Origin of the sequence: Pseudomonas sp. PAMC 26793 (assembly GCF_000313235.1) — a bacterium.
GTDB lineage: Bacteria > Pseudomonadota > Gammaproteobacteria > Pseudomonadales > Pseudomonadaceae > Aquipseudomonas > Aquipseudomonas yamanorum.
The window spans coordinates 1-14,276 of record NZ_AMXG01000041.1 but is presented as its reverse complement, the minus strand read 5'-3'; the positions used below and the strand labels follow the sequence as shown (position 1 = coordinate 14,276).

The 14,276-nt window shown below is 62.6% G+C and carries 11 protein-coding genes; 5 read left to right on the top strand and 6 right to left on the bottom strand.

Features of this window, described 5'->3' with window-relative positions; all coding sequences use genetic code 11:
* Positions 1-19: 19 nt before the first annotated feature.
* Positions 20-724 carry a TetR/AcrR family transcriptional regulator gene (locus tag D109_RS1000000133095; RefSeq protein WP_081585376.1) on the top strand — a complete coding sequence of 235 codons (705 nt, stop codon included), beginning with the start codon at positions 20-22 and terminating at the stop codon, positions 722-724.
* On the opposite strand, the gene D109_RS0121805 is transcribed toward D109_RS1000000133095, so the two are convergent.
* Positions 627-1,550 carry a LysR family transcriptional regulator gene (locus tag D109_RS0121805; protein WP_017478726.1) on the bottom strand — a complete coding sequence of 308 codons (924 nt, stop codon included), beginning with the start codon at positions 1,548-1,550 and terminating at the stop codon, positions 627-629. The genes D109_RS1000000133095 and D109_RS0121805 overlap by 98 nt on opposite strands.
* Positions 1,551-1,601: 51 nt before the next feature.
* Positions 1,602-2,498, bottom strand: a complete 897-nt coding sequence (locus D109_RS0121800) for a LysR family transcriptional regulator (RefSeq protein ID WP_017478725.1) — start codon at positions 2,496-2,498, stop codon at positions 1,602-1,604.
* A gap of 116 nt (positions 2,499-2,614) precedes the next feature.
* Between D109_RS0121800 and D109_RS0121795 the strand changes: the two genes are divergently transcribed.
* From D109_RS0121795 to D109_RS0121785, 3 genes are all read left to right on the top strand, one after another.
* Positions 2,615-3,280 carry an RraA family protein gene (locus tag D109_RS0121795; protein ID WP_017478724.1) on the top strand — a complete coding sequence of 222 codons (666 nt, stop codon included), beginning with the start codon at positions 2,615-2,617 and terminating at the stop codon, positions 3,278-3,280.
* An 11-nt stretch (positions 3,281-3,291) separates the two neighbouring features.
* A complete protein-coding gene (locus D109_RS0121790) occupies positions 3,292-4,500 on the top strand; it encodes a pyridoxal phosphate-dependent aminotransferase (protein WP_017478723.1) in 1,209 nt (402 codons plus the stop codon).
* A 91-nt stretch (positions 4,501-4,591) separates the two neighbouring features.
* Positions 4,592-5,887: a cation:dicarboxylate symporter family transporter gene (locus D109_RS0121785; RefSeq protein WP_026078140.1), complete on the top strand. Its 1,296-nt coding sequence runs from the start codon at positions 4,592-4,594 to the stop codon at positions 5,885-5,887.
* 116 nt (positions 5,888-6,003) lie between these two features.
* Here the strand turns inward: D109_RS0121785 and yghU are convergent, their stop codons facing one another.
* The 4 genes from yghU to D109_RS0121765 all read right to left on the bottom strand — a co-directional run bounded on the left by yghU (position 6,004) and on the right by D109_RS0121765 (position 12,762).
* Positions 6,004-6,837 (bottom strand): glutathione-dependent disulfide-bond oxidoreductase, encoded by an 834-nt coding sequence (gene yghU / locus D109_RS0121780; RefSeq protein ID WP_017478722.1) that lies wholly within the window; start codon positions 6,835-6,837, stop codon positions 6,004-6,006.
* A gap of 133 nt (positions 6,838-6,970) precedes the next feature.
* Positions 6,971-8,398, bottom strand: coding sequence for an efflux transporter outer membrane subunit (locus tag D109_RS0121775; protein ID WP_017478721.1), 1,428 nt, complete (start codon positions 8,396-8,398; stop codon positions 6,971-6,973).
* Complete coding sequence (locus D109_RS0121770; protein ID WP_017478720.1) at positions 8,391-9,572, bottom strand: efflux RND transporter periplasmic adaptor subunit; 1,182 nt, start codon at positions 9,570-9,572, stop codon at positions 8,391-8,393. Before D109_RS0121770 ends, D109_RS0121775 begins: the two co-directional genes overlap by 8 nt.
* 1 nt (position 9,573) lies before the next feature.
* On the bottom strand, positions 9,574-12,762 hold the full coding sequence (locus tag D109_RS0121765) for an efflux RND transporter permease subunit (RefSeq protein WP_017478719.1): 3,189 nt from the start codon (positions 12,760-12,762) through the stop codon (positions 9,574-9,576).
* A gap of 309 nt (positions 12,763-13,071) precedes the next feature.
* Between D109_RS0121765 and D109_RS0121760 the strand changes: the two genes are divergently transcribed.
* Positions 13,072-13,458, top strand: coding sequence for a MarR family winged helix-turn-helix transcriptional regulator (locus tag D109_RS0121760; protein WP_017478718.1), 387 nt, complete (start codon positions 13,072-13,074; stop codon positions 13,456-13,458).
* Positions 13,459-14,276: the final 818 nt, after the last annotated feature.

The following is a 14,276-nucleotide window of genomic DNA, read 5'->3' as shown; positions in this document are numbered from 1 at the left end:
CACCCGAGAGGATTCCCCCATGGCGCAGATGGGCCGCCCCCGCACTTTCGACCGCGACCAGGCCGTGGAACAGGCCATGCACCTGTTCTGGCAGCACGGTTACGACGCGACGTCCCTGAGCCAGTTGAAAGCCGGATTGGGTGGCGGCATCTCCGCGCCGAGTTTTTACGCGGCGTTCGGCTCCAAGGACGCGCTGTTCCAGGAGTGCGTGCAGCGTTATCTGGCGACGTTCGCCCAGGTCACCGAATGCCTGTGGGATGACAGCCTGCCACCGCGCCAGGCCATCGAGACCGCTCTGCGCCAATCGGCGCGCATGCAGTGTGAAGAGGGGCATCCCAAAGGCTGCATGGTAGCCCTGGGCGTGATGAGCGCGCCCTCCCCCGAGAACGCACAAGTCACCCATGGGCTGACTCAGTCGCGGGAGCGCACCCGGGCAGGCATCGTGCATTGTGTAGAGCGCGGCATCCGGGCGGGCCAGTTACCGGCCGAGACCAACGCCCGCGCAATGGCCACGGTCTACGACAGTTTCCTGCAGGGTGTGTCGATCCTCGCCCGGGATGGCGTCGACGCTGAAGCCATCGACACGGCCATCGGCCAACTGATGCTGACCTGGGATTTATCCGCCGCTACAGCGCCGCCCATTCGGCGCGATGCTCCAGCAGAAAATCCACAAACGCCCGCACCCGATGGGGTACGAAGCGGCCGTGGGGATACAGCAAGGTAAACGGCCGCGAACGGCCGCCGTACGGCTGCAACACCTCCACCAGGCTGCCGTTGGCCAATTCCTCCTCGACGATGAACTTGTAGGTCTGGAACAACCCGGCGCCATGCTTGGCCAGGGTCACGCCACCCAGCACATCGTCAGAGCAGCTGTAGCCTGCTTCCCCGGCAAACTCCCGCTCCTTGCCGTCCACCTGGAACAACCAGGAAATGCGCCGCCCATTGCTCGGCAATTCGTACTGGATGCACTCATGGGCCGGCAAATCCTCCAGGGTCTGGGGTGTGCCGGCACGCTTCAGGTACGCCGGCGTCGCGACCACCACCAGCTTGGCGTCTTCCAGCAACCGCGCAATCAGCGTCGAGTCCGGCTGGGCCCGCACGCGGATGGCCAGGTCATAGCCTTCGGCGACGAAATCGATGTTGCGGTTGCTGATGTGGATATCCACGGTGACTTGCGGGTACAGCGCACGAAATTTCGGCAGCAGCGGCAGGATCCGGTGATGGCCGTAGGTGGTCGGGATACTGATGCGCAACAGCCCGGACGGCACCGATTGCGCGCCCATCATTTCCTGCTGGGCTTCCACCAGTTGCGTGAGGGCCTGGCGGCATTGCTCGAAAAACGTCCGGCCGCCATCGGTCAGGCGGATGCTGCGGGTGGTGCGCACAAACAACCGGGAACCCAGGCGCTCTTCCAGCCGCGAGATGCTGCGGCTCACCGCCGCCGGGGTCACGCCTGCCACCTGGGCGGCGGCGGTAAAGCTGCTGGCCTCGGCGGCCAGGCAGAACAGCTCGATGCTGCCCAGCTGCAAATCTTCGAAATGGCGTTTCATGATGGATTACACCGGGTAGGTATTTAAGGACTCACGCACTGCTTCGAAAAACTAAAACAACAACCGCGAAAAATCACAACACTGCACCGCCAGCTGCGCCACGTTCTGGTTCAAGCCAAACTGCCGATCACCCCGATGCAACGCCACATACCCAACCTTGGGCAGCGCCGGTTCCGTCTCCAATGCGCGTAATTCTCCGCGCTCGATCAAATGCGACAAGCACGCCTTGGGCAAGTAACTCACCCCCACCCCCGACAACGCGAGCCCGACCTGCACCAGCAAGTTGTGGCTGGTCAGCTTACGCGGCATCTGCACAGCATGCGCCGCCAGCCAGCGCTCATAAATCAGCCCCGTCCCCGAGTGCGAACCCTGGGTCAACACCGTATACCCGGCCAATGCCTCAAGCCCCACCGGATCAGGCTCGCTGACCAGCCCCGGGGCGCACATCCAAGCGTTTTCCACACTGCCCAACGGTGTACTCAGGAAGCGCGAATCACTGTAGGCATCGGGCACGATCACCAGGTCAAGTTCATCACTCTCCAGCTTGCGAAACAGCTCGCTGCTCAACTCCACCGACGGCTCGATCTGCACCTTGGGATAGGCCTCGCGCAACGCCTCCACCAGCGCCGGCAACCAGGTGAAGGCCGTCAACTCCGTCACCCCCAAACGAAACCTGCGCACCAGCACTTCACGGGTGCTGACCCGCTCCAGCATGTAGTCACGACGCTCCAGCAGGTCCTTGGCGTAGTCGAGCAACTCGGCGCCTTTTTCGGTCAGCCGGGCATTGCGTTTGCTGCGGTCGAAAATCTCCACATCGAAGGTTTCTTCCAACTCCTGGATGCGCTTGGAAATCGCCGACTGCGACATGTTCAGCTTGTTCGCCGCGGCCTCGAAACTGCCCAGCTCGGCAATCCAGTACAACGCGTCGATTTGCTTGAACGTGATCATCGGCCAACTAACATGAAAAAAAGCGATCATATCAGATAATAAAATATCGCTAAAACTGTATGTTCATCGCTCCTAAGATCTAGCCACTGGCCCATAAGATCAATCGGAGATACGCCATGTCCTTGCCCGGTTCCCGCATCCTGCCCAACCCTCCCCTGGCTTCTGCGCAAGTGCTTGAAGCGTTTGCCCACGTGGTCACCCCGCACATCAGCGACAACCTCGGCCGGCACATCGGCGCCCGTGGGCTGAACCGCTACAACCGCACCGGCAAGCTGGTGGGCACCGCGCTCACGGTGAAAACCCGCCCCGGCGACAACCTGCTGATCTACAAGGCCTTGAGCATGCTCGAGCCTGGCCACGTGCTGGTGGTGGACGCCCAGGGCGACACCCACAACGCGGTGATCGGCGAGTTGGTCAAACTCTACGCCCAGCAACGCGGCTGCGTGGGGTTTGTGATTGACGGGGCGATCCGGGATGTCGCGAGCTTCGAGGACACGCCTTGCTACGCCCGCAGCGTGGTGCATTGCGGGCCGTACAAGACCGGCCCGGGCGAGGTGAATGTGCCGGTGTCCATCGGCGGCATGCTGATCAACCCGGGGGATGTGCTGGTGGGTGACGAAGACGGCCTGGTCGCCTTCTCCCAGGCCGACGCCCCCGAAGTACTGCGCAAGGCGGCGCAACACGCGGCCCATGAAGAAGAAGTCAAAGCCGAAATCTCCAGCGGTGCGGTGCGCCAGAGCTGGATTGACAAGGTGCTGCAACAGGCCGGCCTGGCGGGCTGAAGGGGATCATCATGAGTACTGCCTTTCTGTCCGATCGGGTGCTGGGCATTGCGCCTTCCCCGAGCATCGCCGCCAACGCACTGGTCAGCGAACTGCGCGCCCAGGGCCGGGACATCGTCAACTTCACCGTGGGCGAGCCGGATTTCGATACGCCCGCGCATATCCTCGAAGCAGCCAGCGTCGCGATGCACAGTGGCGACACGCACTACACCGCCACCAATGGCACCCTCGCCCTGCGCCAGGCGATCTGCCTCAAACTCAAGCGTGATAACCAGCTGGACTATGGGCTGGACGAAGTGATTGCCGGCTGCGGTGGCAAGCACATCATCTATCACGCCCTGGCGGCGACCCTGAATCGCGGCGACGAAGTCATCGTGCACACACCGTATTGGGTGTCGTACCCGGACATCGCACGGCTGAATGACGCGACGCCGGTGATCATTCCCGGCGATGAGTCACTGGGGTTCAAGCTGTCACCGCAAGCCCTGGAACAGGCGATCACCCCGCGCAGCAAATGGGTGATCCTCAACAGCCCGAACAACCCCAGCGGCGCGGTGTATAACGAAGCCGAGCTGTTGGCCCTGGCCGAGGTGCTGCGGCGTCATCCCCATGTGCTGATCATGGCCGACGAGATCTATGAACACTTCGTCTACGACGATGCCCGCCACGTTTCCCTGACCCGACTCGCACCGGACCTGAAGCCGCGCACGCTGATCGTCAACGGCGCGTCCAAGGGCTATGCCATGACCGGCTGGCGCCTGGGTTTCGGTGCAGGCCCGGCCTGGCTGATCGCGGCCATTGCCAAGTTGCTTTCGCAAACCACCACCTGCCCCAGTTCCCTCAGCCAGGCTGCCGCAGTTGCCGCCTTCGCCGGCGACCAGGCGCCCATCGCCGGGATGCGCGAGGTGTACCAACAACGCCGCGAACACATGCTGAGCCTGCTCGAAGAGGTTCCCGGCGTGAGCTTCACCCCGCCGGATGGCGCGTTCTACGTGTTCGCCAACGTCGCCGGGCTGATGGGCAAGACCACCGAGCACGGCGAGCGGATCGACAGCGACACACAACTGGCCGAGCACCTGCTGCGCGAATACGGCCTGGCCACCGTGAGTGGTGCGGCGTACGGCATGTCGCCGTATATCCGGCTGTCGTTCGCCAGCTCCCTTGAAGTGATTGACGAAGGTTGCCGTCGCCTGAATGAAGCGTGCCATCGATTGCGCTGACGGATTCTCGCCCCACCCGGCGGCCAGGGATGGCCGCTCATTGACTGCCTAGAACAACACTCATAATCATTGATAAAAATGAGGCATTCCCATGCACAAGCCCCGCATCGCGCTGGTCTGGCAAATCCTGATCGGCCTGCTCGCCGGCATCGCCGTCGGTGCCCTGCTGCACCGTTTTCCCGAATCCCGGCCGTGGCTGGTGGACAACCTGCTGCAACCGGCGGGCGATATATTTATCAAGCTGATGAAGATGATCGTCGTGCCCATCGTGTTTGCCTGCATGGTGGTGGGCATCGCCGGGCACGGTGACGGTAAATCGTTAGGACGCATCGGGGCCAAGTCCCTGGGCTATTTCTTCTGCATCACCACCCTGGCGATCATCGTCGGGCTGGTGATGGGCAACCTGCTCCAGCCGGGCGCCGGCACCGAACTGGCCAGCCTGAAAGCCAGTGCCGTGACCTTGCCCACCAGCAGCGCCAGCGGCGGCCACAGCCTGGGGCAGATCATTGTCGGGATCATTCCGGACAATGTGATCAACGCCATGGCCCAGGGCAGCCTGCTGTCGGTACTGTTCTTCGCGGTGATGTTTGGCCTCGGGGTTTCACGCTTGCCCGCCGAGCGCAAGGACCCGGTGATTGCCCTGCTGCGCGGGGTGTCGGAGGCAATGTTCAAGGTCACGTCGATGATCATGGCCTACTCGCCCATCGGCGTGTTCGGGATGATCGCGGTGACCGTGGCCAACTTCGGCTTCAGTTCGCTGCTGCCGTTGGCCAAGTTGATCATGGTCAGCTACGTGTCGATTGCGTTCTTCGTGCTGGTGGTGCTCAACCTGGTGGCGCGGCTGTGCGGGATCAACCTGTTTGCGTTGATGCGGCATATCAAGGACGAACTGATCCTGGCGTTCTCCACCGCCAGCTCGGCGGCGGTGATGCCGCAACTGATGAAGAAGCTCGAAACCTACGGCGTACCGCCTTCGCTGGTGAGCTTTGTGGTGCCGGTGGGGTACTCGTTCAACCTGGACGGTGCGTCGCTGTTTTTGGGGATCGGCACGCTGTTCGTGGCGCAGTTGTATGGCATCGACCTGAGCCTGGGCGACCAGGCACTGCTGGTGGTGACCATGGTGCTGACGTCCAAGGGCGCGGCCGGGGTGCCGGGGTTCATGTTCGTGATCTTGTCGGCGACCCTGGCGAGTGCGGGCTTGCCGTTGGAGGGCATCGCCTTTATCGCCGGGGTGTATCGCCTGATGGAAATGCCGACCACCGCGTTGAACGTGCTGGGCAATGCCCTGGCACCGCTGGTGATTGCCAAGTGGGAAAGGCGAGAGAGCACCGCAGAAACCTGTGGCGAGGGAGCTTGCTCCCGCTGGGCTGCGAAGCGGCCCCAATAAGCATCCCGCATTCTTTCAGGTAGAGCGTGGCGCAGGTGTTGGGGCTGCTTCGCAGCCCAGCGGGACGGTGCGACGATTCGATAAGCTCCCTCGCCACAAGGGGCGGGTGTGGTGGGTCAGTCGAGGTCCGACGCCTCATGACGCTCGCGCAGTTGCTCTGAAGGATCGCCCGACACGCGGTTGACCCGGCGCCCTCGCTGCACCGCCGGCCGCGCTTCGATGGCGTTGGCCCAGCGCACGACGTGCTTGTAATCCTGCACCGAGAGAAACTCCCCCGCCTCATACAAGCGGCCTTTCACCAGGCCGCCATACCACGGCCAGATCGCCATGTCGGCGATGGTGTAGTCGTCGCCGGCGATGTATTCGTGCTCGGCCAGTTGCTTGTCCAGCACGTCCAGTTGGCGTTTGGTTTCCATGGCGAAACGGTCGATGGCGTATTCGATCTTGGTCGGCGCGTAGGCATAGAAATGCCCAAAGCCACCGCCCAGGTACGGCGCGCTGCCCATCTGCCAGAACAACCACGACAGGCACTCGGCACGGGCCGCCGGTTCGGTGGGCAGGAACGCGCCGAACTTCTCGGCCAGGTATTGCAGGATCGCCCCGGACTCGAACACTCGAATCGGCTTGGGCCCGCTGCGGTCCAGCAGCGCGGGAATCTTCGAGTTCGGGTTCACGCCGACGAAGCCACTGCCGAACTGGTCGCCGTCACCGATCTTGATCAACCACGCATCGTATTCAGCACCCTGGTGACCCAGGGCCAACAGCTCTTCCAGCAAGATCGTGACCTTCTGGCCATTGGGCGTTGCCAACGAATACAGCTGCAACGGATGACGACCGACCGGCAATTCCTTGTCGTGGGTCGCGCCGGCGATGGGCCGGTTGATGCTGGCGAAGGTGCCGCCGTTTTGGGTTTTCCAGGTCCAGACTTTTGGCGGTACGTAATCAGTCATGCCACTACTCCTTGGATTCAATGTTCACAACAACTAACGGTAGGAGCGAGCTTGCTCGCGAAAAACTCGAGAGCGCCGTGTGCTTTCAGGATGCCCGCGTTATCGTTGACGACCTTCGCGAGCAAGCTCGCTCCTACAGGTTCTTTTGCGCCAGTTGGGCGATATTCCAGCCGCCACCCAAGGCCTTGATCAGCCCTACGTTGGCGCTTAACTGTTGAGTCTGTAGATCGAGCACAGTTCGCTGTGCCTGCAACGACGCTACCTGCGCCGTCACCACATCCAGGTACGCCGCGCCGCCCTGGCGATAGCGCGCCAGGGACAAGTCCTCGGCGTACTGCGCGGCAGCGGCGGCATCGCGCTGATCCACCAGCGCGGCGTCGAGCCCGGAGAGGATCGACAGGTTGTTCTCCACCTGCTCGAACGCGGTCAACACTACACTACGATACTTGGCCGCGGCTTCATCGGTTGCCGCCTTGGCACTGTCGACGCCGGCCTGGCGCGCGCCGCCGTCAAAGATTGTCCCCACCAGCGACGGGCCAATGGCCCAGAAGATGTTGGGCGCGCTCAACAAGTGCGCGAACTCATCGCTCTGGAAACCGCCTTGGGCACTCAGGGTGAGGGCCGGGAACCACGCGGCTTTCGCGACGCCTATGCGTGCATTGGCCGAGGCAATCCGGCGCTCGGCAGCGGCGATGTCCGGCCGGCGCTGCAACAGCGTAGACGGTACACCGGTGGGCACGCCGGGCAAGGCGATATCCGCGACGCTGGGGGCAATCGCGTAAGTCGATGCGGACTCACCCAGCATCGCCGCTATCGAGTGTTCGAGCACTGCACGCTGCACCAAATTCTGGCTCAGTTGCGATTTGACCGTCGACAGTTGGGTACGCGCCCGCGCTACGTCCAGGCCGGAAACGATACCGCCGCCGTGCAAGCCCTCGGTCAGGCTCAGGGCCTTGGCGTAGGCGTCGCTGGTTTCCTGTAGCAGTTGGTCTTGCCGGTCGATGCCACGCAGGCGGATGTAGCTGTCGGCCAATTGCGCCTGCAAGCTCAGACGTACTGAGGCCAGGTCAGCTTTGGCGGCCTGGGCGTCGCTGGTGCCGGCGGCAACGGTGTCGCGCACGCGGCCCCATAGGTCGACTTCATAGTCCAGCTCTACCCCCACGGTCCCGGAATCGTAGACATTCGGCGGGCTGGCCGAGCGCAGTGGCCGGGTGTCCGACTGGCGAATGCGCTGGGCATTGCCCGACCCGATGAGCTTCGGAAACAGCCCGGATTGGGCCTGGGCCAAAAACGCCTGGGCCTGGGAATAGTGAGCCAATGCCGCGCTCAAGTCCGGGTTGTTTTGCAGCAACTGCTGCTCCATGGCGTCCAGTTGCGGGTCCTTGTAGATGTGCCACCAACCGTCGCGACTCGCTTGGTCGTTCGGTGTGCCGACGGTCCACGGGCCCTGGGTATGGAACTGCGTGGCCACGGGTACCTCCGGCACGTCCAGCGGCGGCGCCAGGTGGCAGGCGCCCAGGCCCAGGGTCGCGATCAATACCAGGCAAGTACGCTTAGCCATGGGGTTTGGCCTCTACGGGGTTGGCGGCCAGTTGCACCGAATCGTCGTCGGCCAGGCCGTCGGGCGGGGTGTCGATCACTCGGTCAGTGGCGACGAGACCACTGCCGATTTCCACGCTGTCACCAAAGTCCCGGGCGATGGTCACGGTCTTGAAGTGCACATGATTATTCGCGTCGAGAGTGGCCACGCGCATGCCCTTGTCATCGAACACCAGGGCGCTGGCAGGCAGGCGCAGCACGTCGGTCTGCACTGGCAAGGTGAACTGCACGCTGGTGTAGCCGCCCGGCAACAGGCGGCTGCCGGGATTGTCCACCAGCAGTTGCACCAGGGTGCTGCCGGACGCGGCATTGACCGCATCGGCGGTGGCGATCACCTTGGCGGTGAAGGCTTCGCCACGATATTCCGGCACGCTCAGACGGGCCACGGTGCCAACCTTGATCTGCGGCGCCGACGACTGCGGCACCTGCACGTACACCCGCAGGCGGCTGACATCGGAGACTGCGAACAGCTCTTTGCCGGTGGCGCCACCGGCACTGATCAAGGCACCTACATCGGTGGAACGCGCGGTGACCACGCCGGCGAACGGTGCGGTCAACCGCTGGAAGCCCTTGGTGGCAATCAACTGGTCGACGTTGGCCTTGGCCGCGACCACTTTGGCCTGCTTGGTGGTGAGGTCGCCGGTGCGCTCATCCACGTCCTGGCGCGACACCGAATCCGAGGCCAGCATCGCCTGCCAGCGCTTGGCGGTGGTCTGCGCCAACGACTCGTCGGCCTGGGCCGAAGCCAGTACAGCCTTGGCTTGCAGCAGTTGTTGATCGAGCTCTGGCGTGTCGATTTCAGCCAGCAGTTGCCCGGCCTTTACGTGGTCGCCGATGTCGACGTTCCAGGTCTTGAGGTAGCCATTGACCCGGGCAAAAATCGACGCCCGCGAATACGCCTCTAGGCGCCCCGGCAAATTCAGGATCGGCCCTTGGGGCTGCACGCTCGGGGTGATCAGTATCACGCTGGGCAAGGCCTGGGCGTCGGTCCAGGTTTTCAGGTCGCGGGATTCGCTGGCGCGCACGCCGATGCCGAACACCACCACGGCGACCAGCACCACCAGCCCCAGCACCAGCCAGAGCAGGCCAGGGGATTTACGGCGGGGTGAACCCGGATTGGAAACGGAAGTGGACATGTCAAACCCCTTGAGTGGCGGTGGTCGCAAGCGTGGCGTGCTGACGCCGCCCGTGCACAAGACTGAAAATCAGCGGAACCAGGAACAGCGTGGCAATGGTGGCGAAGGCCAACCCGCCGATGACCGCACGGCCCAGCGGAGCGTTCTGTTCGCCGCCCTCCCCCAGGCTCAGGGCCATGGGCGCCATACCGATGATCATCGAAATCGCAGTCATCAATACCGGGCGCAGACGGGTAAAGCCGGCTTCAAGCGCCGCCTGCACCGCATCCCCGTGCACCGCCAGGCGTTCCCGGCAGAAGCTGACCACGAGGATGGCGTTGGCGGTGGCCACCCCCATGCACATGATCGCCCCGGTCAGCGCCGGCACCGACAGCGGCGTGTGGGTGATAAACAGCATCCACACAATGCCCGCGAGCGCCGCCGGCAAGGCGGTGATGATCACGAACGGGTCAACCCAGGACTGGAAGTTGACCACGATCAACAGGTAGATCAGCACCACGGCGCCGAGCAGGCCAAACAGCAAGCCACTGAAGGCTGCGTTCATGGTTTGCACCTGGCCCTGCAACAGCACCTTGGAACCGGTGGGCACCTCGCTGGCGTGGGCGGCGAGGATTTTCTGGATGTCGGCGGCGACGGCGCCGAGGTCACGGCCCTGGATCGCGGTCAACACCTCCACCACCGGCTGGATATCCGATTGGGTCACCACTGAGTTGCTGTGGCTGCGGTCGATGGAAGCCAGGCCGCCGAGGGTCTGGTCCGCTGCCGCACCGGCACTGCCGCTCAACGGCAGGTTATGCAACGCGGCCAGGGTGTCGAGGCCGTACTGCGGGGTTTGCATCACAATCGGGTAGGACACGCCGTTGGCCGGGTTGAGCCAGAACGTCGGCGCCACCTGGCTGGAACCGGCGAGGTTAACCACCAGGCTGTTGGTCACGTCACGCTCGTTCAGGCCCACCAGTTGGGCTTGAGTGCGGTCCACGTTGATATTGAAGGTTGGCAGCTGCCGCGACTGCTGGATACGCGCATCCACCACCCCCGGCACCCGCCGGATTTCCCGCAGCAACGTGCTGGCATAGGTGAAGTTGGCTGGCAGGTTATTGCCGCTGACTTGCACATCCACCGGCGCCGAAGAACCGAAGTTGAGGATCTGCCCGACGATGTCCGACGCCGGGAACGAGAACACCGCACTCGGGAATTCGCGAGGCAGTCGTTCCCGCAGTTCGCGCATGTATTCGGCGGTGGGACGATGGCCCTCTTTCAGGCTGATCTGGATATCGCTGTCCTGGGAGCCCACGGTGCCGGTGTTGTTATAGGCCACGTTGATCCCGCTGATGGCCAGACCGATGTTATCGACGATAGCCGCCAGCTCCTGGGGCTCAATCACCTTATGAAGGGTGTTTTCGATCTGCGACACCAGCCGCGCATTGCTTTCGACCCGTGTGCCAATCGGTGCACGCACATGCAGCAGGATCTGCCCGGAGTCGACCTCGGGGAAGAAGTTGCGCCCCAGAAACGGCACCAGCGCAAACGACACGGCGACAAACGCCAGCAGCGCGATTACCACGATACGGCGGTGATGCAAGGCACTCTCCAGTGCCCCGTGGTAAACCCCGCGAAACGCCTCGAACTGGCGCTCGAGCCCACGCTGGAATTTCACCAACGGGTTACTCGACGGCGCGACCACCGGCGTGCCGTCGGCATGATGTTCGTGAGGCTTGAGCAGGTAATTGGCGAGGGTCGGCACCAGGGTTCGCGAGAGGATGAACGAGGCGATCATCGCGAAGATCACCGCTTCCGCCATCGGCACAAACAGGAAGCGCGCCACCCCTTCCAGGAAAAACATCGGCACGAACACGATGCAGATACACAGCAGCGACACGAACGCCGGCGTGACGATCTGCGCCGCACCGTCGAGGATCGCCGTCTCCACCGGCTTGCCCTGCTCCAAGTGCCAGTTGATGTTCTCAATGGTCACCGTGGCGTCGTCCACCAGAATCCCCACGGCCAATGCGAGGCCGCCGAGGGTCATGATGTTGAGGGTTTCGCCGAGCGCCGACAGCGTGGCAATCGACGACAGGATGGCCAGGGGAATCGAAGTGGCGATGATCACCGTGGAGCGCCAACTGCCGAGGAACAACAGGATCATCAGGCTAGTCAGCGCCGCCGCAATCACCCCTTCACGGGCCACACCGCTGATGGCTGAGCGCACGAACAGCGACTGGTCGCCGATCAGGTCGATATTCAGGTTGGGCGGCAACGCGCCTTTGTTGTCGGCCAGTTTGTCCTTGATCCCGGCGATCACTCCGAGGGTCGACGCCGAACCGGTCTTGAGCACCGGCAGCAATACAGAACGGTTGCCGTTGACGTGCACGATGTTGGTTTGCGGCGGGTTGCCGTCACGCACGGTGGCCACGTCACGAATCAACACGGTGGTGCCGTCGGCGGTCTTGATCGGCAGGTTTTCCAGGTCGTGGAAATCCGTCGGCGAGTTGTTCAGTTGCAGGTTGAATTCATAGCTGCCGATCTTTTGCGTGCCCACCGGGGTGATCAGGTTCTGGGTGGCCAGGGCGGTGGCAACGTCTTGCGCCGACAGCCCGCGCGCCTGCATCCGCGCCGAGTCGAGGTCGATCTGCACCTGACGGGTCTTGCCGCCAAACGGATACGGCAGCGCCGCGCCGGGCACCGTGGTCAGCATCAGCCGCACGGTGTTGAGGCCCAGGTCGCCCAGCCTCTGTTCGCTGAGGCCTTTGCCGGACAATGCCAGTTGCACGATCGGCACCGTCGAGGCGCTGTAGTTGAGAATCAGCGGCGGCGTGGTGCCCGGTGGCAATTGACGCAGGATGGCCTGGGAAACCGAAGTCACTTGTGCGTTGGCCGTACTGATATTGACCCCCGGCTGGAAGTACACCTTGACGATGCCGAAGCCGTTCAACGACTCCGCCTCGATATGGCGGATGTCGTTGACCGTGGTGGTCAGCACCCGCTCGAACGGCGAGGTGATCCGGCCGGCCATCTGATCCGGTGGTAAGCCGGTGTACTGCCAGATCACGGCAATCACAGGAATGCGAATTTCGGGGAAGATGTCGGTCGGGGTACGCCAGGCCGCGAGCGGGCCCACAATCAGAATGAAAATAGCCAATACCAGGAAGGTATAGGGGCGCCGTAATGCGATGCGCACGAGGTTGAGCATAGATGTGATCCAGACAGGAAGTTGATGACTGAAGGAGGTACCAAACAGCGCTTCCCTCCTGCCCCGCCCGTCTGTAATCCGGGCCAACTGCACTGACATCCGGTCAATATAGAGGCATATGCCACGATATAGCGTTTAGAGGCATACGCAACTAATTTGTTGCAATATGTGTCAATATTCATCTTGCCGGATTAACGTTCGGTTAACCCTTTAGCTGTAGCGAGTGATCAGCCTGTGAAATGCGCACCGCCCGTCCTCAATAGTCCCAGCACCTGTTCCAATGGAGCCGTGCGTCGTGCGTCCCGGCGGATGGCGCAAATCTATGATGAGGCGTTTTTGCCGTTTGGGCTGAAGGCCACTCAATATTCGTTGATGAACCACATTGCCAATGGGGACGCGCCCAAAATGCGTGACTTGGCGCAGTCGTTGGTGATGGATTTGTCGGCCCTGGGGCATACGCTCAAGCCGCTGGTGCGGGATGGGTTGGTGGTGTTGCGGGTGGATGAGTTGGACCGCCGGAGCCGGAGGGTGCTGTTGACCGATGCGGGGCAGCGTAAGTACGAGGAGGCGCGGGTGGTGTCCAGGCAGATGGCGGTGCGGTTTGATGAGGTGTTTGGGGCTGAGGCGGCTTGCGAGTTGCGCAAGGCCATGGACTTTATTGCGTCTGATGAGTTTGCTCGGGCGTTGTTGGGTTAGGGGGTATATCCGTTATTTAGGTAACGGCTGCCTATGGTTCCGCTCTTACAGCGGCTCACTTTTGAACAGCGCAAAAGTAAGCAAAACGCTCTTGCCCCACCACTCGGCACCTCGCCCAGGCTCGGTGTGCCCTCACTCCGGCTTTGGACCGTGGGCCGCCGTCATGGGCCATCCCTGGCCCAGGACGGCTAACCTGGCGTCCTGCCAGGTTACCCACGCTCCAAAGCCTGCGTTCGGCCAGCGTGGTTTAACGGGGCGCCTAAGATCAAGATCAAAAGCAAGAGCACAGCGGCCTCCCGGCCGGCTTGAGTGTTTTAGAGCAACAGCACAATCAAAAGCTAAAGCGGGCACGGTCCAAAAAATGTGGGAGCGGGCTTGCTCGCGAAGGTCGTTAACGATGACGTGGGCATCCTGATTCAACGCGGCGCTCTCAGGTTTTTCGCGAGCAAGCCCGCTCCCACAGAAAAGCAGCTTGCTTTCGCCTGGCTTTTGATCTGGCTTTTAACACTCAAGCCGGCCGGAGGCCGCTGTGCTCTGCTTTTGATTTTGATCTGCGGGCCCCGTTAACCACGATGGCCGCAAGTAGGCACGGTGGAGCGGGTAAATCGGCAAGGATGCCGATTTACCCGCGCCGGGCCATGGATGGCCCGTCGCGGCGGCCCGCGGAATCGTGCCGGAGTGCGGGCATGCCGAGCCTAAGCGAGGCACCGAGTGGTGGGGCAAAGACCTTTTGGTTACTTTTGGGGCGTTTGCCAAAAGTGACCCGCTGTAAGAGCGGAACCCTAAGTCGCCGTTACCGCAGCAACGGATATGTACAC

Excerpts from the sequence above, each read along its gene's own strand:
- D109_RS1000000133095 (WP_081585376.1), top strand. The coding sequence starts at position 20 with ATGGCGCAGATGGGCCGCCCCCGCACTTTCGACCGCGACCAGGCCGTG.
- D109_RS0121805 (WP_017478726.1), bottom strand. The coding sequence starts at position 1,550 with ATGAAACGCCATTTCGAAGATTTGCAGCTGGGCAGCATCGAGCTGTTC.
- D109_RS0121800 (WP_017478725.1), bottom strand. The coding sequence starts at position 2,498 with ATGATCACGTTCAAGCAAATCGACGCGTTGTACTGGATTGCCGAGCTG.
- D109_RS0121795 (WP_017478724.1), top strand. The coding sequence starts at position 2,615 with ATGTCCTTGCCCGGTTCCCGCATCCTGCCCAACCCTCCCCTGGCTTCT.
- D109_RS0121790 (WP_017478723.1), top strand. The coding sequence starts at position 3,292 with ATGAGTACTGCCTTTCTGTCCGATCGGGTGCTGGGCATTGCGCCTTCC.
- D109_RS0121785 (WP_026078140.1), top strand. The coding sequence starts at position 4,592 with ATGCACAAGCCCCGCATCGCGCTGGTCTGGCAAATCCTGATCGGCCTG.
- yghU (WP_017478722.1), bottom strand. The coding sequence starts at position 6,837 with ATGACTGATTACGTACCGCCAAAAGTCTGGACCTGGAAAACCCAAAAC.
- D109_RS0121775 (WP_017478721.1), bottom strand. The coding sequence starts at position 8,398 with ATGGCTAAGCGTACTTGCCTGGTATTGATCGCGACCCTGGGCCTGGGC.
- D109_RS0121770 (WP_017478720.1), bottom strand. The coding sequence starts at position 9,572 with ATGTCCACTTCCGTTTCCAATCCGGGTTCACCCCGCCGTAAATCCCCT.
- D109_RS0121765 (WP_017478719.1), bottom strand. The coding sequence starts at position 12,762 with ATGCTCAACCTCGTGCGCATCGCATTACGGCGCCCCTATACCTTCCTG.
- D109_RS0121760 (WP_017478718.1), top strand. The coding sequence starts at position 13,072 with ATGGCGCAAATCTATGATGAGGCGTTTTTGCCGTTTGGGCTGAAGGCC.